A 24422-nucleotide genomic window follows, 5' to 3' on the forward strand; every position below is an offset into this window, starting at 1 on the left:
ACAAATTTTATTTACTTTTTAGGAGGAATGAAAATCATGGCAGTAAAAGTAGCAATTAATGGTTTTGGACGTATCGGTCGTCTGGCATTCAGACAGATGTTTGGAGCAGAGGGATTTGAAATCGTTGCAATCAACGACCTGACTTCCCCAAAAATGTTAGCACACTTACTGAAATATGATTCCACACAGGGAAAATATGCTCTGGCTGACACTGTAAAAGCTGGTGAAGATTCTATCACTGTTGATGGAAAAGAAATCAAAATCTACGCAAAAGCTAATGCAGCTGAACTTCCTTGGGGAGAAATCGGTGTAGATGTAGTTCTGGAGTGTACTGGATTCTATACATCCAAAGACAAAGCTCAGGCTCATATCGATGCTGGTGCTAAACATGTTATCATTTCCGCTCCGGCTGGAAACGATCTGAAAACAATCGTTTACAACGTAAACCATGAAACTCTGACAGCAGATGATCATATCATCTCTGCAGCTTCCTGTACAACAAACTGCCTGGCTCCTATGGCAAAAGCTCTGAATGACCTGGCACCGATCAAATCCGGTATCATGTGCACAATTCACGCTTACACAGGAGATCAGATGACTCTGGACGGACCGCAGAGAAAAGGCGATCTGAGAAGATCCCGTGCAGCTGCAGTTAACATCGTTCCAAACAGCACAGGTGCTGCAAAAGCTATCGGTCTGGTTATCCCGGAACTGAACGGCAAACTGATCGGTTCTGCACAGCGTGTTCCAACTCCTACAGGATCCACAACTATCCTGACAGCAGTTGTTGAAGGTAACGTAACAGTTGATCAGATCAACGCAGCTATGAAAGCAGCTTCTAACGAGTCCTTCGGATACAACGAAGACGAAATCGTATCCAGCGATATCGTTGGTATGAGATTCGGTTCTCTGTTTGATTCTACTCAGACAATGGTACTGCCACTGGAAAATGGTACAACAGAAGTACAGGTTGTTTCATGGTATGACAATGAGAATTCTTACACAAGCCAGATGGTAAGAACAATCAAACACTTCGGAAAACTGCTGAATGCATAATCCATAGGCTCATTGGGGGTCCGGTCTCTTTGGACCGGGCTCCTTTTTTATACAGCTGCGGCTGTAATTGCACAGATGTGCGAATAATAAAAAGGAGGCATATGCCAATGCTTAATAAAAAATCTGTTGATAATATCAACGTAAAAGGCAAAAGAGTTCTGGTTCGTTGCGACTTCAACGTACCTCTGCAGGATGGAAAGATCACAGACGAGAACCGTCTGGTAGCAGCACTTCCTACTATCAAAAAACTGATTGCTGATGGTGGAAAAGTAATTCTGTGTTCTCATCTTGGCAAACCGAAGGGAGAGCCGAAACCAGAATTATCTCTGGCACCGGTTGCAGTAAGACTGAGTGAACTGCTGGGACAGGAAGTAAAATTTGCAGCTGATCCGGAAGTTGTCGGACCAAACGCAAAAGCAGCTGTAGAAGCTATGAAAGACGGCGAAGTAATCCTTCTGGAGAACACCCGTTATCGTGCAGAAGAAACCAAAAATGGAGACGAATTCTCCAAAGAACTGGCTTCCCTGTGTGATGTTTTCGTAAACGATGCATTCGGAACCGCTCACAGAGCTCACTGCTCTAACGTAGGTGTTACAAAATATGTAGATACTGCTGTTGTTGGATATCTGATGCAGAAAGAGATCGATTTCCTTGGTAATGCAGTAAACAACCCGGAAAGACCATTCGTTGCTATCCTGGGTGGAGCAAAAGTTTCCAGCAAGATTTCCGTAATCAACAACCTGCTGGATAAAGTAGATACTCTGATCATCGGCGGTGGTATGGCTTATACTTTCGCAAAAGCAGAAGGTGGTAACATCGGTGTATCCCTGTGTGAAGATGACTATCTGCAGTATGCTCTGGATATGAAGAAAAAAGCAGCAGAAAAAGGTGTAAAACTGCTTTTGCCTGTAGATAACAGAATCGGTGATGAATTCTCTAACGACTGCAACATGAAGGTTGTTCCATGTGGACAGATTCCGGATGGCTGGGAAGGTCTGGATATCGGACCGGAAACAGAAAAACTGTTTGCAGACGCTGTAAAAGATGCTAAGACTGTAGTATGGAACGGACCGATGGGATGCTTCGAAATGCCGAACTTCGCACACGGTACCGCAGCAGTAGCAAAAGCTCTGGCTGAGACAGACGCTACAACCATCATCGGTGGTGGTGATTCCGCAGCAGCTGTTAATATCCTGGGATTTGGTGACAAGATGACTCACATCTCTACCGGTGGTGGAGCTTCCCTGGAATTCCTGGAAGGAAAAGAACTGCCAGGTGTAGCAGCAGCAAACGATAAATAAGAATCAGATCCTGGAAAGGATACAAGAAAAGAGGAAACGTAACATGGCTAGAAAAAAAATTATTGCCGGTAACTGGAAAATGAACATGACTCCAAGTGAGGCTGTAAAACTGGTTGAAACTCTGAAACCACTGGTAAAGAATGACGAAGTAGACGTAGTATTCTGTGTACCTGCTATCGACATCGTTCCTGTAGTAGAAGCTGCAAAAGGAACTAACATCCAGGTTGGTGCTGAGAATATGTACTTCGAAGAAAAAGGTGCTTACACCGGAGAAATCTCCCCGAACATGCTGGTAGATGCAGGCGTAAAATACGTTGTTCTGGGACATTCCGAGAGAAGAGGATACTTCGGAGAAACAGATGAAGATATCAACAAAAAAATGCACAAAGCATTCGAACATGGACTGACACCTATCATGTGCTGTGGTGAGTCTCTGGAACAGAGAGAGCAGGGTGTAACCATGGACTTCATCCGTCAGCAGGTTAAGATTGGCTTCCAGGGTCTGACAGCAGATCAGGCAAAGAAAGCCGTTATCGCTTACGAACCAATCTGGGCAATCGGAACCGGAAAAACAGCTACTACTGAGCAGGCTCAGGAAGTATGCGGTAAGATTCGTGAGTGCATCGCTGAAGTATACGATGATGCTACAGCAGCAGAGATCCGTATCCAGTACGGTGGATCCGTAAACTCCAAAACAGCAGCAGACCTGTTTGCTCAGGCAGACATCGATGGCGGACTGGTTGGAGGCGCTTCCCTCAAAGAAGAATTCGGACAGATCGTAAACTACAAATAAATCCTTACATTTGTAAAAAGTAAATAAAGAAACGTGTCAAAACGCCACGAAACGCAAGAAGATCTGGTGGTATTCAGCAGATTCGATGCGCTTCGTGGCGTTTTATAATTTCATCATAATTACTTTTAAATGAAAAATACAAGATCATTTAAAAAGTGATAATTTTACAAAATATCAATATACTCTCCAGCGAGGGCTTTGTTCATGCTTCTGACAGCACAGAATTTGCCGCACATGCTGCAGGTATCGCTGTGGTCATCTTCCGGCATTCTGCTGGCGCGGATGGATTTGGCAGTTTCCGGATCTAAAGCACAGGCATACTGGGCATCCCAGTCGAGCACACGACGTGCATCTGCCATTTTATCATCTATATCACGGGCGCCGGGGATTCCTTTGGCAATATCAGCTGCATGAGCTGCGATTTTGGAGGCAATGATTCCTTGCTTGGTATCTTCTACATTTGGAAGAGCCAGATGTTCGGCTGGTGTTACATAACAAAGGAATGCAGCACCGTTCATGGCAGCAACGGCGCCACCGATGGCTGCGGTGATATGGTCATATCCGGGAGCAATATCGGTGACAAGTGGTCCGAGTACATAGAAAGGAGCTCCCATACAGATGCTCTGCTGGACTTTCATATTGGCAGCTACCTGATCCAGAGGAACATGTCCGGGACCTTCCACCATAACCTGTACATTGTGATCCCATGCACGTTTTGTCAGTTCTCCGAGACGAACCAGTTCTTCAATCTGGCATACATCGGTTGCATCTGCCAGACATCCCGGCCGGCAGGCATCACCTAAAGAAATGGTCACATCATATTCCTCGCAGATATCAAGAATTTCATCATAATACTCATAGAATGGATTTTCCTCACCGGTCATGCTCATCCAGGCAAAAACCAGACTTCCTCCACGGCTGACGATATTCATTTTTCGTTTGTGCTTTTTGATCTGCTCGATGGTTTTTCGTGTGATTCCGCAGTGGAGAGTGACAAAGTCCACACCGTCCTCCGCATGCATCCGGATCACATCTATAAAGTCTTTTGCGGTCAGAGTTGCAAGATCACGCTGATAATGAATGACGCTGTCATAGACAGGAACCGTACCGATCATAACCGGACATTCACTTGTCAGTTTACGGCGGAAAGGCTGGGTATTTCCATGGCTGGAAAGATCCATGATGGCTTCGGCACCGAGTTCCACAGCGCTCATTACTTTCTTCATTTCGATATCATAGTCTTTACAGTCACGGGAAACACCGAGATTGACATTGATTTTTGTGCGGAGCATACTTCCCACACCTTCCGCGCTTAAACAGGTGTGATTTTTATTGGCGCAGATCGCTACTTTACCTTCGGCAACAAGCGTCATCAGTTTACTGACATCCATATGTTCCTTTTCGGCTACAAGGCTGATTTCGGGTGTGATGATTCCCTTGCGTGCCGCATCCATCTGAGTGGTGTAATTTCTCATGTTGTTTTGCCTCCATTCTTTTCACATACATAATAAAAAAGTATCTGTTTTTGACGTCAGCAAAACACAGACGTATCCATGCAGAACAAAAATCCATACGTCCGGACAATATATAGAAGTAGTTGCTGACGCCTGCATCAGAAAGCAGGTTCCGGGTTTCTGATGCTGAACAAAATCATAAGATCTTGTCTTTTTTACAGCGGTACAAGGTGGTGTCCCCGATGTATCGCTTTTGACAGACGGATATATTGCGAGAAGGAACAGTTCGGCGGCTTCTTGTGGAGGACTTTTTACTATGCAGTAAAAAGGACCCTTACCTGAGTAAGGATCCTGTGATCTGTATGACGAAAAAAGGAAACAGTGTGTATGTATACTTCTTTTGTCCGGTATATTTTTCCTACGTTGGCATTATCCAAATCAGGTTTTCGGGTCGAAACGGAATCACGTCTCCTCTCAGCCGGCTTTCACCAGCTCCCCGTCAGCAATATAAAGGTTGTCTTGGTGTTATTATGTATCAGAACAGGTGAAAATGCAAGAGAAAATTCAGAAACAGTAGTGTCTGGCAGGAAAATTCGGAGGAATTTCAGTGTAGCAGACACTTCGCACTTCACAAGTTCACTTTAGTGTGGTAAAATGGGCGAAAAGTGATGTTGCCCTCTGTGGCAGAAAAGGAGAAAAAGGATATGGCAGAAAGAGTCATTAAAGCAGCTTTGCTTGGTTTTGGCACCGTAGGTGGTGGTGTATATAAAGTGTTAAAAATGCAGCAGGAAGAGATGGTTTCAAAGCTGGGAGCCAGAGTGGAACTGAAGAAGATACTGGTTCGGAATATAGAGAAAGCGGCTCAGAAGACAGACGATCCGTCACTGCTTACGAATAACTGGAAAGAGATTGTAGACGATCCGGAGATTGAGATTGTAATCGAGCTGATCGGAGGCATCGAACCGGCGAGAACTTATATTCTGGAAGCGCTGGAGGCAGGAAAGAATGTCGTGACGGCAAATAAGGATCTGATCGCAGCGGACGGTCACATTCTGTTAGATACCGCTGCAAAGAACAAAAAAGATTTTCTCCATGAAGCAGCAGTGGCCGGCGGAATCCCGATCATCCGCCCGATCAAACAGTGTCTGGCAGGCAATCATATTTCTGAAGTTATGGGTATCGTGAACGGTACGACTAACTTTATCCTGACCAAGATGAGCCAGAACGGTATGGAGTTTGCCGATGCTCTGAAACTGGCGCAGGATCTTGGCTATGCGGAAAGTGATCCGACAGCGGACGTGGAAGGTCTGGATGCAGGAAGAAAAGTGGCGATTCTTGCCAGTGCAGCTTTCAATTCCAGAGTGACTTTTGATGATGTATATACCGAAGGAATCACCAAAATCACAGCAACGGATATCGAGTACGCGAATGAGATGGGCTGTGTGATAAAACTTCTCGGTGTGGCAAGAAACACACCGGAAGGAATCGAGGCGAGGGTCCATCCGATGCTGATCGATGTGAATCATCCGCTGGCATCGGTTAATGACGCATACAATGCCGTATTTGTACAGGGAGATGCGGTGCAGGACGCGATGTTCTACGGCCGTGGCGCAGGAGAACTGCCTACAGCGAGTGCGGTAGTCGGTGATGTCTTTGATATCGTAAGAAATATTCTGCATGACTGCTGTGGAAGAATCGGATGTACCTGTTATAAGAACCTTCCGATCAAACATATGAACGAGATCAGCAGCAAATTCTTCATCCGTATGTTCGTGGAAGACCGTCCGGGTGTCCTGGCAAATATCGCCAGCGTGTTCGGCAACAGTGGTGTGAGTCTGGCACAGGTTATCCAGAGAAGAAAGAAAGACCAGTATGCAGAGATCGTTGTGATCACAGATGAAGTGAAAGAAAAGAATCTGAAAGATGCACTGGCAGTGGCAAAAGGAATGTCTACCGTGAAAGAAATTTCCGGTATGATCCGTGTGGCATAAATAACTTGCAAGTCCTCTCATATAAAGTTATAATGTAACTATTCGTTAATAGTGACGAAAGTGTTACAAAAACAGGAAGAAATATCAGGCAAAATGCCGATAAATACTGACTGAAGACTTTATATGGGAGGATTTTTTGCATGGAACAGTCAAGAGCCTGGGTGCAGGCGTTAAGAGAAAATATCGGAAAGGTTCTGGTCGGGAAAGAGGAGACTATTGATCTGGTACTGACCACGCTGGCAGCGGGAGGACACGTACTTCTGGAAGATGTACCGGGAACCGGAAAGACGATGCTGGCGAAGTCATTATCCAGATCACTGGATGTTGATTTCGGACGTATTCAGTTTACACCGGATCTTCTGCCATCGGATATCACTGGACTGAACTATTATAATCAGCAGGCAGGTGAATTTCAGTTTCGCCCGGGTCCTGTATTTGCCAATATTATTCTGGCAGATGAGATCAACCGCGCGACTCCGAGAACTCAGGCAAGTCTTCTGGAATGTATGGAGGAACGCCAGGTGACGGTAGACGGGGTGACAAGAAAACTGGCAGAACCTTTCTTTGTTATTGCAACCCAGAACCCGTTGGAAACGACAGGAACTTTCCCCCTTCCGGAAGCACAGCTGGATCGTTTCTTTATGAAACTGTCGATGGGACTGCCGGATAAGAAAGAAGAAGTGGGAATTTTAAAGCGTTTTATACTGGATCAGCCGTATGAAACATTACAGGCAGTATGTAAAAAAGAACAGATTCTGGCAGCGCGGGAGCAGGTAAAGAAGGTTCATGTACATGAACTTCTGCTGGAGTATATGGCAGATCTGGTACAGGCGACAAGAAAAGACAAAGAGATTCTGTCCGGTGTGAGTCCACGTGGAACGATGGCGCTTCTTCGGGCATCTCAGGCGTATGCATGGATCCGGGGAAGAGACTATGTGGTGCCGGAGGATATCAAAACAGTAGCCGGTCCTGTCATGGCACATCGTCTGGTATTGTCAAGAGGATTTGGCGGGGCAGTTACCGGTCAGACAAAGATTGAGGAGATTCTGGGACAGGTGAGCGTGCCGACAGAAGAATGGGAGAGATAGCAGATGATCATTATAGTAGTACTGATCGGTGCATTTGTGATGAATGCTGTGCTGGTGAAAATCTACGGGCATCTGTGGGAAAAACATCTGGATGCACGTGTGGAATTTCAGAAAGAACCTTCTCTGGAAGGGCGGGATGCCATACTGACGGAAACCATCTATAACAGAAAATGGCTGTTTCTTCCTGTGCTGCAGGTGGGATTTCAGATGCACCGGAATCTTCGGTTTGCCGACGGAGAAAATACAAGTGTCTCGGATCAATGTTATAAAAGAGATATCTTTTCGGTAGGCAGTTATCAGAAAATTACCAGGTCGATTTCATTCTACTGTTCCAGGCGTGGATATTATGAACTGTCTCAGGTGGAACTGGTGACAAGAAGTCCGCTGATGAATGGAAAATTCTATAAAACACTGGAATCGCCGGATCATTTCTATGTGTATCCGCGGATGGTGGATGAGACCAGGCTGGAGATCCCCTTTCAGAAAATAATGGGAAGTGTGCTGTCCCGGAAGAATCTGTATGAAGATCCTTTTGAATTTCGGGGAATCCGGGAATATCAGCCGACAGATCCGATGCATAAGATTAACTGGAAAGTATCTGCACGGACGGATCAGTGGATGGTCAATCTCTATGATTCCACATCTGCACAGGAAGTGGTGGTTTTGCTGGATGTAGAAGACGAGACCATCTGGAAATTTGATGCGATCCACGAAGAGGGAATCCGGCTGGCAGCAGCCCTGGTTTCCCGTCTGTTGCAGAATGGAATTCCTGCGGGGATCCGTACCAATGGACGAGATCTGAAGACAAAAACATGTTTCAGTCTGGAACCGGGTACCGGACCACAGCAGGTGCGTGCGTTGTATGAAGGACTGACACGGCTGGATCTGGATCAGAAAGCAGAACACATGGAAGTGATCCTGGATCGTCTACGGGAAGAGGCGAACAGGGGAAACCGGACCTATGTGATGATTTCCAAAAATCAGAGAGAGAGCTGTTATGACGGATTCTGCAGGCTTCTGAACGAAGGAGGAACCGGTGTATGGATCGCTACCTTATATGAGGATATGGAATGGAAACTTCCGGACAGCCGAAATATGACAGCACTTCGATGGGAGGTGGCAAAATGAAGCAGTTGAAGATAACCAAACGACAGGCGGCACTGATGCTTCTGGAGCTGTGTCATGGATTTTTGATCTTATTTGCCATCTATGCGTGTGCAGTGGTAATATCCGGGCATGGAAGCGAACCGTTTGTACTGGTGGGATGTCTGCTGTTTCCGCTAAATGCAGGCCTGTTTCTGGCAGAGAAGAAAGCAACTCATTTCTGGCAGTTCGGAATCGTTACGTTGCTTCTGATCGGAGGGTCTGTGATGCTTGCAGGAAGTGGTGTTTGCGGAATCTGGACAGGAATTCTGGGAGTTATTGCGGCATTTTCCTATTTTTATGGGAGGGCATCAAAGAAAACCTGTTGGTTGAAGATTCCGTCGTATCCATGGCTTGGAATTGCTCTGGTTCTGTATTTTCTTGGTCAGCATTTTGTGTCGGATACGGCGATTCGGATTGCTCCGGTTCTTGCGGCATTATATTATCTGCTCTGTAATTTCCATATCAACCTGAAAGAGGTGGATTCTTTTTTAAAAACACATGCATCTCTGGAAAGACTTCCGGTACGGCGGCTGGCTAAGATCAACCAGGGGATGATATGGCTGGTTTCCGCAGTTACGGCGGTGGCCATGATCGCAGCTCCTTATCTGGGTATTGATCAGCTGATACGGAAGGGTGGTCAGGCGTTAAAAACTGTGATACGCTGGCTGCTACATCTGATTCCGAATTCACCGGCGCAAGAGGGAACGATGGCAGCAGAGCAGACGAATCAGATGATGCAGGCGACTGCCAGCAGAGAGATTCCGTGGTTTTTGGAACTGTTGTACAAATTGCTGGATCTGATCGGCTGGATGATCGGTATCAGTCTGGTGCTTGTGTGCGTTTTTGTTGGAGTGCGGGCGCTGTATCGATTGTATCTGCGTTTTAATGAAAAGACCGAGGAAAACGGAGACAAGATCGAACGATTACTGCCACCACCGGCAGCTGAAAAAAAGAAAAATCTGAACCGGAAAAAGAAAGAACATCTTTTCTGGAATCGATCTGCAGATGGAAGGATCCGAAAGCACTATCGGAAAAAAGTTCTCGAAAAACTGAAAGGATCCCCGGACAGTGCCTGGACACCAACCCAGACTGCAGGTCACATGGAGCTAGAGGATGTCGATGCGAAAGTATTTGCACAGATTTATGAGAAAGCGCGATATGCAGAAACATTCTGCACAAAAGAAGAGATGGAGAAGATGCTTCGGATACGATAAAACTCTTGTGGAGCAGAAAAAGCTGAAAGTACAGTAAACTTTCAGCTTTTTCTTTTTATGGCTTACTTTCTTTGTACTTCTGTGGTACAATCGTATGTGCATATCCATTATGGGATGTAAAGATAAAATGGAGGGATACTCAAGTATGAGCAAGAAAAAAGGAGAAGGCCTGAAATCATTTAACAAAGGGTTTAGCGTTCCGGACACTTACATTATTATTTTCTTTGTGGTTGTCCTTGCTGCGATCGTTACGTTCTTTGTTCCGAAGGGCTACTACGAAACACAGGATGTTACGTACATGATGAACGGGGTGGAGAAGACCCGTACGGTAATTAAAGATGGAAGTTTCCAGTATCTGACAGACGATGCGGGAAAAGCAGTCACAGAAGGGGTTACCTTATTCAGTGGTGACGGCGAAAGTGGTTTCTTTAATTACATGTTTAATGGAATTGTCAGCGATTCTGCGATTCAGATCATTGCATTTTTGCTGGTAGTAGGTGGTGCGTTTGGTATCATGATCCGGACAGGAGCCATCGAAGCGGGACTGGTCGGACTGATCCGCAAGGCAAAAGGGGCAGAAAAATTGCTGATTCCGGTTCTTTTTGTACTGTTTTCTCTAGGCGGGGCTGTTTTTGGAATGGGAGAGGAAGCACTTCCGTTTACCATGATTTTGTGTCCACTGTTTGTTGCGGTTGGATATGATACGGTCATTGCAGTTCTGGTTACTTATGTGGCAACACAGATTGGTTTTGGTACTTCCTGGATGAACCCGTTTTCTGTGGGTATCGCACAGGGAATTGCCGGTATTGATGTGTTTTCCGGTGCGGGATTCCGTATGGCGATGTGGGTGGTATTTACTGCACTCGGCTGTGGAATGACCATGTTCTATGCAGCGAAAGTGAAAAAAACACCGACGATCTCGGTTGCTTATAAGACAGATCAGTATTTCCGTGAGCAGAACGAGAAAACAGGTATCGATGATGGTCATTCTTTCGGGATCGGACACATTCTGGTTCTGCTTACACTGGCTGTTACCGTTGTATGGGTAGTCTGGGGTGTTATGAAAAAAGGGTATTATATGCCTGAGATCGCGACACAGTTCTTTATCATGGGTATCGTTGCAGGTGTGATCGGTGTGATGTTCCATCTGAACGATATGAAGATGAATGATATTGCAACTTCTTTTAAAAATGGTGCAAAAGATTTGATCGGAGCGGCTCTGGTTGTAGCCATGGCGCAGGGAATCATGCAGGTACTCGGCGGTTCCGATCCTACAACTCCAACCGTGATCAATACGATCATGTATGGAATCTCCAAAGCACTGGCAGGACTTTCCGGTGCGGCAGCAGCTGTGCGGATGTATCTGTTTCAGTCCGTATTTAATTTCTTTGTGGTATCCGGATCCGGTCAGGCAGCAGTCACGATGCCAATCATGGCTCCGCTGGCAGATCTGTTGGGAGTTACCCGTCAGACTTCGGTACTTGCTTTCCAGCTGGGAGATGCATTTACCAATCTGATCGTTCCGACTTCCGGATGTCTGATCGGTTCTCTGGCTATTGCCAGAATCGAGTGGTCCAGCTGGATCAAGTTCATGTGGAAATACCTGGGTGTGTTGATGATCGGTGCTGTGATCACGATTTTGATTGCGGTTGGAATCGGATTCTGATGATGGTATTGTTCACGGAAACAGATTGAAGGAAAAGGGAATCTATTGTAAAATAAAGCGTGTAGATGGAAAATTATTTTCCACTACACGCTTTTTGTTCTTTTTGTTGAAAGGAAGCGTTTAATATTTATGTTGCAGGAAGGATTACAGACGTATGAAATTAATTAAAAATATCAATGTATATGCACCGGAACATCTTGGAAACAAGGATGTGCTGGTCATCGGAGATAAAATTGCAAAGATAGAAGAGGCAGGATGCATGCCGGAGATACCGTATCTCACAGCGGAGGATATTATTGACGGCAGTGGAAAGATTCTGACACCGGGTTTTATTGACTGCCATGTGCATATTCTTGGCGGTGGCGGAGAGGGCGGTTTTGCCAACCGCACACCGGAAGCAACGGTGGAAGGGCTTACAAAGTTCGGTGTCACCACAGTGGTCGGATGTCTTGGAACGGACGGTATCGGAAGAGATATGTGCGCACTGGTGGCAAAAACAAAAGGGTTATGTGAACAGGGAATGTCAGCTTACTGTTATACCGGAAGCTATCAGATTCCGGTGCACACACTGACGGACAGCATCACAAAAGATATCATGATGATTCAGGAAATCATCGGAACCGGAGAAATCGCCATTTCCGATCATCGTTCTTCCCAGCCGACGTTTGAAGAATTCGTTCGTGTGGTGGCGGATACGAGACTGGGCGGTGTTCTTTCAGGAAAAGCAGGTGTTGTCAATGTGCATCTCGGGGACAGTCCGAGATGCATGGATCTGATCGAGCGCGTGGTGGCAGAGACCGAGATACCGGCCTCTCAGATTCTTCCGACTCATATCAACCGGAACGAGAAACTGTTCTGTAAGGCCACTGAGTATGCAAAGAATGGTGGAAATGTTGATTTTACCGGCAACGAAGATATCGATTACTGGGAAACTATCTGTGATGAAGTCAGAGTATGCAACGGGATCCGGCGGATGATGGAAGCAGGGGTGGATCCGAAACATATCACTATTTCTTCCGATGGTCAGGGAAGCCTGCCGATGTATACGGCCGGAGGAGAATTCCTTGGAATGGGCGTCGGACAGTCCAGTTGTCTCCTGAAAGAGGTAAAAGAGTGTGTATGTAAAGCAGACATTCCTCTGGAGATTGCCATCTCCACCATCACGGCCAATCCGGCGCGGATTCTGCAGTTGAAAGATAAGGGAAAGATTGAGGAAGGGTGCGATGCGGATCTTTGTATCCTGAATCAGGAACTGGATCTCGTGGAAGTGATAATAAGAGGAAAATGCAGAGAAAGCATCTGCTGACAGGAACTCCCCACTTGCGGGAAGTTTCATAAAGTGCTATAGTGTGAAAAGCAAAAAATAAAGGAGTTTAGAGAAAATGAGAACAGCAGATTTTTATTATGATCTTCCCCAGGAACTGATTGCGCAGGATCCGTTGGAAGACCGTTCTTCCTCCAGACTGATGCACCTGGACAAAGAGACAGGGGAACTAGAGCATACAGATTTTAAACATATTCTGAATTTTCTGAAACCGGGCGATTGTCTGGTGGTAAATGATACGAAAGTAATCCCGGCCAGACTGTACGGACATAAAAAAGAGACCGGAGCTGTGATCGAGATTCTTCTGCTGAAACGCAGAGAGAATGATATCTGGGAATGCCTGGTAAAACCGGGAAAGAAAGCCCGCCCGGGAGCCGTGATCGATTTCGGAGAAGGATTACTGACCGGGGAGATCATCGATGTGGTAGATGAGGGAAACCGTCTGATCCAGTTCCATTATGAAGGAATCTTTGAGGAGATTCTGGATCAGCTGGGGGAGATGCCGCTGCCGCCGTATATCACACATAAGTTACAGGATAAGAACCGTTATCAGACCGTATATGCAAAACACGAAGGATCTGCGGCCGCACCCACTGCCGGATTACATTTTACACCGGAACTTCTGGAGCAGGTAAAAGAGATGGGTGTGAACATCGCGCATGTCACCCTTCATGTAGGTCTTGGAACTTTCCGTCCTGTTAAAGTGGATGATGTAGAGAAACATCATATGCATTCTGAATTCTATATTGTAGAGGAAGATCAGGCAAAATTGATCAATGCCACAAAGAAAAATGGTGGCAGAGTGATCGCGGTGGGAACTACCAGCTGTCGTACACTGGAATCCGCAACAGGAGAGGATGGAATCGTAAAAGCAACAAGCGGCTGGACCGAGATATTCATCTATCCTGGATACAGGTTCAAATGTATCGATGCCCTGATCACAAATTTCCATCTGCCGGAGTCCACGTTACTGATGCTGGTATCTGCGCTGGCAGGGAAAGAAAAAATCATGCATGCATATGAAGTGGCAGTACAGGAACGGTACAGGTTTTTTAGTTTTGGGGATGCCATGTTTATCAGCTGACGTTTTCTTTTCCTGTTGATGATGGGAAGCAGTGATTTTGATTCCGCGGCCAAGTGAATGATACAGTTATTTCAGACACGATCTAGAGCGTGTCTGAAAAATCATTTCCGCAATCTGCAAGCCCCACTTTGCGGTATATTTTACCCTCATTCGGTTGCCGTAGCCCGCTACGCCGCCCTCATTCGGATAAAATCTCCCACAAACTGGGACTCGCAGCTCACGAAAAGCCTTTTTCAAACACGCTCTAGGACTTTCCCTTACGAAATTTCTGTGGAGAAGTTCCGTAGAGTTTTCGAAAAGTCCGGAGAAAGATCTTATAATTGGTAAGACCGTGTTTTTCCATCAGTGAAGTGATGGTATCGTCACAGGCAGAGAGATCTTTAGCCAGGTGAATGGTGCGGACATCGTTCAGATATTCCAGGAAGGTCTGACCAGTGTATTTTTTAAAAAGCCTGCAAAAGTATTCCCTTGAGACTGCGAGCAGGGAGGCTGCGGTATCCAGTGTCAGATTTTCCTGATAATGTTCCCGGATCCATTGCATGACACGGGTAATCCGCAGTCGGTCACGATCACTGTCGGCTGTGACAGTGGAAGCAGTAGTGGTGCAGTGATCCCGACAGAGAATATATAAAAATTCATATAATCTTGCGGTGAACAGCAGCTCATAATGGTGCGGCTGCTCCTGAAAAATAGTTTCCATGGCATGAAGAGCAGAAAAGAGCTGCGCGTTCTGCTTACTTTTTGTGTAAGAAATCAACGTATCAAATCGTAACTGATCAAAGTCCGGCAGATAAGAGCGAAGCTGTCTGGCAGAGATCTGGAGAATCAGATAGTGACAGCCCGGTGTTCTGGTCATGTGAAGATCTCCGGAGTTGATGATCATGAGATCGCCTGTATGAAGTTCATATTCCACGGCCTGTACAATAGCAGAAAGAACACCATCTTTAATGTAGAGAATTTCCACATATTCATGCCAGTGTGCCGGGAAGACTCCGGCGGGAGAGAGTACCGGCTCAAAGCGCACCTGAAGATGACCGGTTTCCCGAATCGTTTCATAATATTGCAATTCCATAAAACCTCCTGTTAAGAAAAGGGAACTTTTCGAAAGAGAAAGAAAAGTCCCGAAAAATGTAATAAGTGAATATATAATTCGAAAATATCAAATAAGAAACAAAACTTTGAAAAAATCATATCAAAAAATATGAAAAATATCAATATCGACCTAAAATAAGATAAAAAGATACTAGTATATTTACAGAAAATAAGCGATAATAACATCAGAAGTCTGTGTCACAGAACATGGAGATTGTGACGGAAACAAGATAGAGTAACGCAGGAAATTGGGAGGTAAGTAACAGATGAAAGTAAAAGCTAGAACATTCAGCGGAACAACATCCAACGAGGTAACACAGCGTGAGATCGCTAACCGTGCCCTTGCAAGAAAAGCGGCAGCAGAAGGATTTGTCCTTCTGAAAAATGAGGGACATTTTCTTCCGGCTCCAAAAGGTGGAAAGATTGCACTGTATGGTGCGGGGGCAGTCAAAACCATCAAGGGAGGTACCGGTTCGGGTGATGTAAATGAGCGTGATTATGTGACCATCGCACAGGGAATGAAAAATGCCGGATACGAAGTAACTACAGAGGGCTGGCTGGATTCTTATGTGAAGATCTATGATCAGGCAAGAGAAGACTGGAAAGCAGAGATCCTGAAAAAGGCAGAAAAGCTGGAGAATCCAAATGCGTTCTTTGAGGCCTATTCTTCCACTCCGTTCTTCATGCCGTGTGGAGAAAAAATCGATGTGGATGCAGCAAAAGCGGACGGTGCAGATACTGCTGTATTTGTGATGGCACGTATCGCAGGAGAAAATAAAGACCGTTTTGATAAAGAAGGAGATTATTTTATCTCCGAAGAAGAAAGAGTATTGCTGGCACAGGTATGTGAGAGCTATTCAGATGTGGTGCTGGTGATCAATACAGGCGGTCTTATGGATCTCGCGTTTGCCGATACATTTGACAATATCCGTTCCATCGTACAGTATGTACAGGCCGGACAGGAAGGCGGCAATGCATTTGCCGATGTGTTTACCGGAGCGGTGACCCCGTCCGGAAAGATGACAGATACCTGGGCGAAAACATACAATGATTATCCGGGTGCCGAAGTATACAGCTACAAGAGTGGCGATCTGACGAAAGAACGATATGAGGAAGGAATCTTTGTGGGATATCGTTACTTTGATACCTTCCTGGTACCGGTTCGTTATGGCTTTGGTTATGGTATGTCTTATACCGATTTTGTGATCACAGCAGGAAAAGTAAGTGTCAGTAATCCGGGAACCATGGATCCGAAGGTTTCTGTGGAAGTTACTGTGAAAAATACCGGTGATACTTATGCAGGAAAAGAGGTTGTACAGATCTACGTATCCTGCCCGCAGGGAGAACTGGTGAAAGAATTCCGCAGACTGGCAGGATTTGGCAAGACAAAACTGCTGGCACCGGGAGAAGAACAGCAGATGACCATTACGTTCCCGCTGTACCAGCTGGCATCATACAGTGAGGACCAGGCAGCATGGATTCTGGAACCGAGCAAATACGGTATCTGGGTTGGTAATGAGTTAAATACTTCCGTACTCAGTGGTGCATTAGAACTGGATCAGGAAGCAGTGATGGTACAGTGTGAAAATATCTGTCCGTTAAAAGAAGAGTTAAAAGAGATCATGCCATTTGCTAAAAAGGTACAGGCGAGAGAACTGGCATGGCATGAGGAACTGAAAGCAAAAGGAATCGTGCCGGTTGCAGTGAAAGCAGCAGACATTCCGACAGAAAAAGTGGATTATCAGAAGATTCCGGAAGTGCTGCCGGGAAGAGCCGGAGAGATTGTTGAACAGATGTCCGAGGAACAGTTGGTGCAGATGGCTACCGGAGACCCTGGAAAAGATCAGGGTAATGCGCTTGGTTCAGCAGGTATCTCCGTACCGGGTTCTGCTGCAGAGACACCTCTGGTGGCAGCAGAAGAACCATGGAATGTGGCAAGTATCGCACTGGCTGACGGACCTGCAGGCCTGCGTCTGAAAAAAGAATATCAGGTAGAGAACGGCCGTATCGTTCCGACCGATTTCCTGTCTGCGCTGGAGGGCGGATTCTTCGCAGCATCAAAAGAGAAGAGAGGAACTTCTTATTATCAGTACTGTACCGCGATTCCGGTAGGAACTCTTCTGGCACAGACCTGGAATCTGGATCTTGTTCGTGAACTCGGTGAAATGATCGGCCACGAGATGGAACTGTTCGGTATCACCCTCTGGCTGGCACCGGGTATGAACATTCACAGAAATCCGCTGTGCGGAAGAAACTTTGAATATTATTCCGAAGATCCGCTGCTGGCCGGTATGATGGCTGCCTCCATGACACTTGGTGTACAGAAAGTACCGGGATGCGGAACAACGATCAAACATTATGCATGCAACAACCAGGAAGACAACCGTATGGGTTCGGATTCTATCCTGTCCGAGAGAACCCTCCGTGAGATCTATCTGAAAGGATTTGAGATTGCAATCAAGGATGCACAGCCAATGTCCATCATGACATCCTACAACCTGATCAACGGCGTACATGCTGCGAACTGTTACGATACCTGTACGAAAGCAGCAAGAGACGAGTGGGGATTTGCCGGAGCGATTATGACCGACTGGACAACCACTAACGTACAGATCCAGGGCGAGTGTACCGCAGCAGGCTGTATGAGAGCCGGCAATGACATGGTTATGCCGGGAATGGAAGAAGATCATGAAAACATCCGCAAAGAGCTGAAGGAAGGTACACTGGATATCCGTGAACTGAAGAGATGTATCTACAATACCGTAAATATCATCCTGCAGTCCAACCAGTATGAGGAGGCCGTAAGCTATGAAAATCAGTTTGACGGACTGGGCGAATGGTTGACAGTAAAATAAATATGGAATAAGATCACGGGTGGTAATCTGTGATGTGATGAAAGTTCGCCGGAGGCAGTAGGTTCCGGCGGACTTTTTGCGTCCTGTAGGGCAATCCTTGTTTTCGCAGTAGCCACAGGTAAGGACGTTATGATATAATGAGCGTTAGCGAGCGGGAACAAACGAAGTATGTTCATCGGGAGCGGCGAATGGCGATCATGATAGCTGCGAAAGCAGCGTCAAGCACCGCAGGTGCGAATCATGATATAATGAGTGTTAGCGAGTGGGAGTTATATACGGAGGAAACTGGATATGATGAGAAATAAAGAAGTACTGAATGAAATAAGAAAGCAGAGCTGGACTCTGATCGAAGAAAAACGTGATAAATTTGTCAAGCAGAGCCTGCTTTCAGATGAATTCATCGATATGATGCAGAGAAACCGGAAACCGTTTGATCTTTTGATGTCCTATTATCAGTGTGCGATCATGGAGATCGAGACAAAATTTAAGGTGTTAAACGAAGAGTATTCTCTGGAATACGATAAAAATCCGATCGAAGGGATTAAAAGCAGAATCAAATCCTACGACAGTCTGTTAAAGAAGATCCGTAGAAAAGATATTCCGATGACACTGGAATCCATTGAGAAAAATATCACAGATATCGCCGGTGTGCGGGTCATCTGTTCCTTCCCGGCCGATATTTATGAAGTGGCAGACAGCTTTTTGCGACAGGATGATATTACGCTATTAGAGCGCAAAGACTATATCCAGAATCCGAAACCAAGCGGCTACCGAAGTCTCCATCTGATTGTACAGGTTCCCATTTTCCTGCAGGATGAGAAAAAACCGGTGACGGTGGAAGTGCAGTTCCGTACGATCGCGATGGACTTCTGGGCTAGTCTGGAACATAAGATGCGTTATAAAAAGAACATTCCAGCTGAGCAGATGAAGTACTTACAGGACGAACTGTACGACTGTGCAGAACAGAGTGCGGCACTGGATAAACGAATGCAGAGTATCCGTAATCTGATCGCGGAGAACAAAGAAGAGGAAGAAACGAAGGGATTTTTCCTTCCACTCTTTTAAATTTCCTGCAGCAGACCGGTGAAAAATCTGAAAAAAACGTGAACTTTATGAAAAGCGTGTGAAATTGCTGTCAGCCGGGAAAAATTATGGTAGAATAAGTGTCAGTGAGTGAAAAGAAAGAGGGAATACTATGCCATATTATTTTTATGATGCAACTTATATACTGGTACTGATCGGTGCGCTAATCAGTATGTTTGCTTCCTGGAATGTGCAGAACACGTTTCGGGCATACAGCAGAGTCTGGAACAGCAGAAACATCCTATCGCAGGATATTGCACAGATGATCCTTCACGATGCCGGAATCTATGATGTGCGGATCGAGCGGATCCGCGGTGATCTGACCGATCATTATTCGCCGAATGAAAAGGTTCTTCGTCTGTCGGATTCGGTATACGGATCAACCTCTGTAGCGGCGATCGGTGTGGCCGCCCATGAGTGTGGGCATGCGATCCAGCACCAGGAAGGATACGCACCGTTAAAGCTGCGTTCTTTTTCTGTACCGTTGGCCAATATCGGCTCCCGGCTTTCTTGGCCCATCATCGTACTGGGACTGATCCTGGGATGGTCCGGGTTACTGGAGATCGGTATTCTGTTATTTGTATTTGTGGTAGCTTTTCAGCTGATCACACTTCCGGTGGAATTCGATGCCTCTCACCGGGCAATCCGGATTCTTGAAGGAAAACATCTTTTGGGCGATCAGGAATTACAGGGTGCGAAGAAAGTTCTGACAGCGGCAGCACTTACATATGTGGCAGCACTGGCATCGGCGATTTTGCAGCTGATTCGATTGATCTTGATTTCCAGACGGAATGATGACTGAGAAAAAATGAAAAAAACAGGAAAAGAATAAAACGGAAATATGAAAACAGATACGCCCGTTCAGACAGGCAGGTAACAATGGAAACCTGGAATGTCTGAGCGGGCGTATTTGTTGTTCGTCGAAGTCTGTGAATGTAGAAAATAGCGAAGAGAATTTAAAAGAATATATGTAACTATTCAGTAGCCACTGTCCCGCGAGGTGTTTTGACATGAATATGTCAAAATCCCGAGACATACAAGCCCCGACAGAAAAGAATTTGCCCGGGTTCAGTATGTACCATATGGCACACCGATCGGCGAGATAAAAGCTGTAGTAGAAAGACAGAACGATCGGGCAGGATATACTTTCGAAGGCTGGTATACAGACGGTAACCATCAGAATCCTTTTGACGGTATCATGCCGGCAGTGGATGCGAACACAGAGGAACCGGATGCCTGGAACGATGGTTTTAAAATCTATGGAAAATGGACCCCGGTTCCGAGTGAGTACCGCGTGGAACATTACCAGCAGAATCCATTCGATCCGAGTTCGTATATCCTGGTGGAAGAAGAGACAAAGACAGCCCTGACGGATACCGAGGTGACACCGGAAGTGAAATCTTATCCGGGATTCCAGTCTTCGGAAGCGCAGACCTTATGGGTGACCGGCTACGATGTGGCATGCATGCAGTACTACTATGACAGAAACAGCTATTCGGTTACTTATGTGAAAAATAACGGGGAAGCCGATGAGACAGCAGATGTGATGTATGGAGCAGTTATTTCGGAGGTTCCGAAATACTCCGGACATGCATTTGCCGGCTGGTATGAAGACGCAGCCCTGACGGTTTCCTTTGAAGGAAAAACCATGCCGATGCATGCACTGACCCTGTATGCGAAGTGGGAGCCTGGAAAGAAGACCTATCAGGTGATCCATCAGTTACAGAGTGCAGACGGATCGGATACCTGGGAGACGGCAGAGACAGAAACCTTTACCGGAACAGCCGGAGATTCGGTGGAACCGGAAGTAAAGGCGTATGATGGATTTACTGCACCGGAAAAACAGAGATGTACGCTGACTGTTTCCGATGATCCGGATACCATCACCTACCGCTACCGGCGTAATTCCTATCAGGTAACCATGGTGACAAATAACGGAGATCCGGCGACCGAAAAGACATACCTTTACGGAACCCGGGTGGAAGAGATGCCGGAACGGGCAGGCTATTCCTTCGACGGCTGGTATCAGGATGCAGGTCTTACGAAAGTATTTGACGGAACGGTTCCGGCCCAAAACAGTACGATTTACGCAAAATGGGAACCGAGAGCAACGTATTACTGGGTAAAATACAGCCTGCAGAACGCAAACGATAACGGCTATACGGTTGCATCCATGGAATCTCTGTTAGGCAGGACCGAGGATGTGATTACACCGGAAGTACGCAAGTTCGAAGGATACATATCTCCGCAGCCACAGACCGGACAGATCCAAGGCGGAAAGGTACTGGTGATCGAGTATCTGTATGAACGTGAGGTACATACCTTACAGCTGGAAAATAATGACGGAACGGAACCAAAACAGCAGCAGATGAAACAGGGTGCAGCGATTCCGGCACCATCCATGCGGAAAGGTTATACTTTCATGGGCTGGTATACAGACAGCACATTACAGACCGTGTATACCGGAAATATGCCGAATGAAGATCTGACGCTGTATGCAAAATGGGAAGCAAATACAAGAACCTACACCGTAAAACATTATCTGCAGAAAGCAGAAGGAGACGGTTACCAATGGGTGGCAACACAAAACCCGAAGGGCAAGACGGATGAAACAGTAACACCACCGGTCAATACAACCTATGGTGACGAATATGAATTACCGGAACCGCAGACCGTAACCATTTCTGCGGAAAAGCAGACAGTGGTAACCTACTATTACAAACGAAAAGTACACAAACTGACCTTTGAACCGGAAAACGGAGAGAAGACACAGACTGTGGAAGGTCGTGTCGGTGCCACACTCAATGTGAAACAGCCGGTTCGAAAAGGATACACCTTCACAGGCTGGACACCGGAATTTCCGGAGAAGATCCCGAATGAGGATGTAACCTATCAGGCACAGTGGAGGAAGAACAGCTATCTGGTGCAGTTTGTGAGTGAGGGAACGGTACTCAAGGAATATACACTTTCTTATGGGATGCGATCCCGGCTCAGGAGGAACCGACCAGAGAAGGATATACGTTCGTAAGCTGGGATAAAAACGTACCGGATACCGTATCCGATGAAAATGTGAAAAACGGAAAACTGGTCTTTAAGGCAGTATGGAAAGAAATAGCATATACCATCAGCTATAATCTGGCAGGAGGAAGCCTTCCGACCGGAAAGACCAATCCGACAACATTTACCATCAACAGCAAACCGATGAATCTGGTACAGCCAAAACGGGAAGGCTATACGTTTGAAGGATGGTCAGGAACCGATATCAAAGAAAAAGATACACAGGTTACGGTTACCGCCCGCCCGTTGAAAGATAGAACCTATACGGCAAACTGGAAAGAAAATTCCTATACGATCGTTTTCAATGTAGAAGGTGAAGTAACAAGGGGAGAGATGAAAAATATCCCGCTTCGTTATACACAGGAAACCACGATACCGGAAAACGGATATGTGTGCGGAGGCTATAAGTTTGTCGGATGGAGAACCGGTGGAAAGAAAAGTGAGCAAAAAGTATATCAGCCGGGAGACAAAGTCAGCAGACTTTGTGCGACCAATAATGGAACGGTCAACCTGTACCCGATCTGGGAACCGTGCGAATATACGATTACGTTTGACTATCAGACCGGTAATAAACGGGAGAAAGTAACATGCAAATATAAAGAAACATATACGCTCCCGACCGTAAACAGACTCGGATGGACCTTCGAAGGCTGGAGCCGGTCCGCGGGTTCGACAAATGTGATCAGCTATGCACCGAATGTTAAAACGGCTGTATTTGAGGATGAAAAGGATCTTACTTTATATGCGGTATACAAACCGATAACTTCAGCTGTTTTTACGGGACAGACGGAACACAAATACTTTATCACGGATGAACATGAACTGACTATGTTTACTTTCTTTATTCAGGCGGACAGAAAGGTTGTAACAACCGGTGATTATGGACTTCATCCATCCTGGTATAATTTGTATCTGCCGGATATCTCCATGGATGCAGCACGCCTGTATCAGAAGATGAAGATAAAAGTCAGCTATAAGATTGATGAAGAAGATGGATGGGCAGATCTGAGATTAAGTTATCAGTTACAGGATGGCACATATTATGACAACGCAGAAACGCGGGCAAATGATATTGGAAAATGTGATGGAGAAACGGTATCGCATACATTTGAAATTACCCGTAAAAATGGATTGGATTTAAATTATTTCATGTTGGTATTTGATGCACATGGAAACCACGCAGATGAATACTACATGAGCAATCTGAAAGTAGAAGTGAATCTGGAATAATGCGTAAGGGGGAAGAAGATTGAATAACAACAGAAGAAAGATAGGAATCGGAATCGCCGTGTGCGCATGCATTCTGCTGATCGGAGCCGGTCTGTATCTTACGAGAAACAACAAACAGGAAACACAGGAATCCCCGGATTCGGCCTTTGTGCAGGATCTGAATCCTGACGCTTCCACGCAGGAGGCAAAGGAGAGTGATCCGCCGGAGGGCATCCGTATCCCGGGATATCCGTCGATCACCATTCCGGCAGATACGAAAGATGTAACGGTAAATTTGATGAATCCGGAAGGAAATCCGTGTTATTTTACCTTTACACTGGTACTGAAAGATACAGATGAGACGATCTATCAGTCCAAAATGGTAGAACCGGGAAAAGCGATCACACAGATCACACTGTCCAAAGAACTGTCCGCCGGGGAATATCCTGCGATACTGAAGATCAGTACTGCGGCACTGGATGACGGTCGGGCGATGAACGGTGCCAATGTGGAAACCGTATTGAAAGTACAGTAAGGGGGGAGAAACATGAAGAAAAAAAGAGCAGTTGCAGGAGGGTTACTGCTTGTCTTAGGGATCGCACAGAGCGTATCAGCAGGAACCACGACCGTAACGTATCATGTGGATCCGTCCTATATGGTGCTGGTTCCGGCAAACACCACGATTCCATTTAACGAAGAATCGGTAAACTACGGGAAAATCCGTATCGAAGAAGCACAGATCGAAGAAGGAAAATGCATCCAGGTGGAGCTGATCTCGGACAAGAAACTGAAAAATCAGAGTGGAAAAGAAGGGGAGATCCCCTATGAGATTCTGGCGGACACGACAGCATTTACAAAAGCCCGTTATACTACGGCAGGGGAAGAGACGGTGCTTGGTATCACGATCGACAGAGAATCCTGGAAAAAGGCACCGTCAGGCTCCTATGCGGATACGGTTACTTTTCAGATATCCTATGTGGATGCGACAGATTAGAGTAGGAGGATGGAC

Annotated in this window: 21 protein-coding genes, 1 pseudogene and 1 riboswitch; of the genes and pseudogenes, 19 read left to right on the forward strand and 3 right to left on the reverse strand. The window is 46.1% G+C overall.

Annotated elements, in window-relative coordinates; genetic code table 11:
• The first annotated feature begins 36 nt into the window (after window positions 1–36).
• The 3 genes from gap (at window position 37) to tpiA (ending at window position 3150) form a co-directional block, all read left to right on the forward strand.
• On the forward strand, window positions 37–1056 hold the full coding sequence (gene gap / locus FYJ57_RS10100) for a type I glyceraldehyde-3-phosphate dehydrogenase (RefSeq protein WP_022170805.1): 1020 nt from the start codon (window positions 37–39) through the stop codon (window positions 1054–1056).
• A gap of 107 nt (window positions 1057–1163) precedes the next feature.
• The gene (locus FYJ57_RS10105; RefSeq protein WP_154432539.1) at window positions 1164–2357 is read left to right on the forward strand and encodes a phosphoglycerate kinase; all 1194 of its coding nucleotides are present in this window, start codon (window positions 1164–1166) and stop codon (window positions 2355–2357) included.
• 43 nt (window positions 2358–2400) lie between these two features.
• Window positions 2401–3150 (forward strand): triose-phosphate isomerase, encoded by a 750-nt coding sequence (gene tpiA / locus FYJ57_RS10110; protein ID WP_106492644.1) that lies wholly within the window; start codon window positions 2401–2403, stop codon window positions 3148–3150.
• Between the two features lie 164 nt (window positions 3151–3314).
• Here the strand turns inward: tpiA and thiC are convergent, their stop codons facing one another.
• Window positions 3315–4625, reverse strand: coding sequence for a phosphomethylpyrimidine synthase ThiC (thiC, locus tag FYJ57_RS10115; RefSeq protein ID WP_022398772.1), 1311 nt, complete (start codon window positions 4623–4625; stop codon window positions 3315–3317).
• A 377-nt stretch (window positions 4626–5002) separates the two neighbouring features.
• Window positions 5003–5113: riboswitch (TPP riboswitch) on the reverse strand.
• A gap of 195 nt (window positions 5114–5308) precedes the next feature.
• Here thiC and FYJ57_RS10120 point away from each other — a divergent pair.
• From FYJ57_RS10120 to queA, 7 genes are all read left to right on the forward strand, one after another.
• Complete coding sequence (locus tag FYJ57_RS10120; protein ID WP_154432540.1) at window positions 5309–6595, forward strand: homoserine dehydrogenase; 1287 nt, start codon at window positions 5309–5311, stop codon at window positions 6593–6595.
• A gap of 140 nt (window positions 6596–6735) precedes the next feature.
• Window positions 6736–7683, forward strand: a complete 948-nt coding sequence (locus tag FYJ57_RS10125; RefSeq protein ID WP_154432541.1) for an AAA family ATPase — start codon at window positions 6736–6738, stop codon at window positions 7681–7683.
• Between the two features lie 3 nt (window positions 7684–7686).
• Window positions 7687–8811 carry a DUF58 domain-containing protein gene (locus tag FYJ57_RS10130; RefSeq protein ID WP_154432542.1) on the forward strand — a complete coding sequence of 375 codons (1125 nt, stop codon included), beginning with the start codon at window positions 7687–7689 and terminating at the stop codon, window positions 8809–8811.
• Window positions 8808–10043 (forward strand): hypothetical protein, encoded by a 1236-nt coding sequence (locus tag FYJ57_RS10135; protein WP_154432543.1) that lies wholly within the window; start codon window positions 8808–8810, stop codon window positions 10041–10043. Before FYJ57_RS10130 ends, FYJ57_RS10135 begins: the two co-directional genes overlap by 4 nt.
• A gap of 145 nt (window positions 10044–10188) precedes the next feature.
• Window positions 10189–11709 carry a putative basic amino acid antiporter YfcC gene (gene yfcC, locus FYJ57_RS10140; protein ID WP_154432544.1) on the forward strand — a complete coding sequence of 507 codons (1521 nt, stop codon included), beginning with the start codon at window positions 10189–10191 and terminating at the stop codon, window positions 11707–11709.
• A 154-nt stretch (window positions 11710–11863) separates the two neighbouring features.
• Window positions 11864–13015: a beta-aspartyl-peptidase gene (gene iadA / locus FYJ57_RS10145; protein ID WP_154432545.1), complete on the forward strand. Its 1152-nt coding sequence runs from the start codon at window positions 11864–11866 to the stop codon at window positions 13013–13015.
• A gap of 76 nt (window positions 13016–13091) precedes the next feature.
• Complete coding sequence (gene queA, locus FYJ57_RS10150) at window positions 13092–14117, forward strand: tRNA preQ1(34) S-adenosylmethionine ribosyltransferase-isomerase QueA (RefSeq protein WP_154432546.1); 1026 nt, start codon at window positions 13092–13094, stop codon at window positions 14115–14117.
• Window positions 14118–14183: 66 nt separating this feature from the next.
• Here the strand turns inward: queA and FYJ57_RS16290 are convergent, their stop codons facing one another.
• The gene (locus tag FYJ57_RS16290) at window positions 14184–14333 is read right to left on the reverse strand and encodes a DUF6783 domain-containing protein (protein WP_328597467.1); all 150 of its coding nucleotides are present in this window, start codon (window positions 14331–14333) and stop codon (window positions 14184–14186) included.
• Between FYJ57_RS16290 and FYJ57_RS16295 the strand changes: the two are divergent.
• Window positions 14271–14444: pseudogene (locus FYJ57_RS16295) on the forward strand (DUF6783 domain-containing protein); the annotation flags it as partial. The gene FYJ57_RS16290 and the pseudogene FYJ57_RS16295 overlap by 63 nt on opposite strands.
• Here FYJ57_RS16295 and FYJ57_RS10155 read toward each other — a convergent pair.
• Window positions 14362–15189: an AraC family transcriptional regulator gene (locus tag FYJ57_RS10155; protein WP_154432547.1), complete on the reverse strand. Its 828-nt coding sequence runs from the start codon at window positions 15187–15189 to the stop codon at window positions 14362–14364. The pseudogene FYJ57_RS16295 and the gene FYJ57_RS10155 sit on opposite strands and share 83 nt — an antisense overlap.
• A gap of 286 nt (window positions 15190–15475) precedes the next feature.
• Between FYJ57_RS10155 and FYJ57_RS10160 the strand changes: the two genes are divergently transcribed.
• The 8 genes from FYJ57_RS10160 (at window position 15476) to FYJ57_RS10200 (ending at window position 24407) form a co-directional block, all read left to right on the forward strand.
• Window positions 15476–18064, forward strand: a complete 2589-nt coding sequence (locus FYJ57_RS10160) for a glycoside hydrolase family 3 protein (protein ID WP_154432548.1) — start codon at window positions 15476–15478, stop codon at window positions 18062–18064.
• 137 nt (window positions 18065–18201) lie between these two features.
• Window positions 18202–18369, forward strand: coding sequence for a hypothetical protein (locus FYJ57_RS10165; RefSeq protein WP_154432549.1), 168 nt, complete (start codon window positions 18202–18204; stop codon window positions 18367–18369).
• Window positions 18356–19129, forward strand: coding sequence for a GTP pyrophosphokinase (locus FYJ57_RS10170; RefSeq protein ID WP_154432550.1), 774 nt, complete (start codon window positions 18356–18358; stop codon window positions 19127–19129). The genes FYJ57_RS10165 and FYJ57_RS10170 overlap by 14 nt, the downstream gene beginning before the upstream one ends.
• 130 nt (window positions 19130–19259) lie before the next feature.
• Window positions 19260–19949 (forward strand): zinc metallopeptidase, encoded by a 690-nt coding sequence (locus FYJ57_RS10175; protein ID WP_154432551.1) that lies wholly within the window; start codon window positions 19260–19262, stop codon window positions 19947–19949.
• A gap of 222 nt (window positions 19950–20171) precedes the next feature.
• Complete coding sequence (locus FYJ57_RS15895) at window positions 20172–22175, forward strand: InlB B-repeat-containing protein (RefSeq protein WP_328597468.1); 2004 nt, start codon at window positions 20172–20174, stop codon at window positions 22173–22175.
• 41 nt (window positions 22176–22216) lie between these two features.
• Entirely contained in the window at window positions 22217–23434 is a 1218-nt protein-coding gene (locus FYJ57_RS10190; protein WP_154432553.1) for an InlB B-repeat-containing protein, read from the forward strand.
• Window positions 23435–23453: 19 nt separating this feature from the next.
• Complete coding sequence (locus FYJ57_RS10195) at window positions 23454–23948, forward strand: hypothetical protein (RefSeq protein WP_154432554.1); 495 nt, start codon at window positions 23454–23456, stop codon at window positions 23946–23948.
• Window positions 23949–23960: 12 nt separating this feature from the next.
• On the forward strand, window positions 23961–24407 hold the full coding sequence (locus FYJ57_RS10200) for a hypothetical protein (RefSeq protein WP_154432555.1): 447 nt from the start codon (window positions 23961–23963) through the stop codon (window positions 24405–24407).
• Window positions 24408–24422: the final 15 nt, after the last annotated feature.

It is taken from the genome of Oliverpabstia intestinalis, assembly GCF_009696065.1.
Lineage (GTDB): Bacteria > Bacillota > Clostridia > Lachnospirales > Lachnospiraceae > Oliverpabstia > Oliverpabstia intestinalis.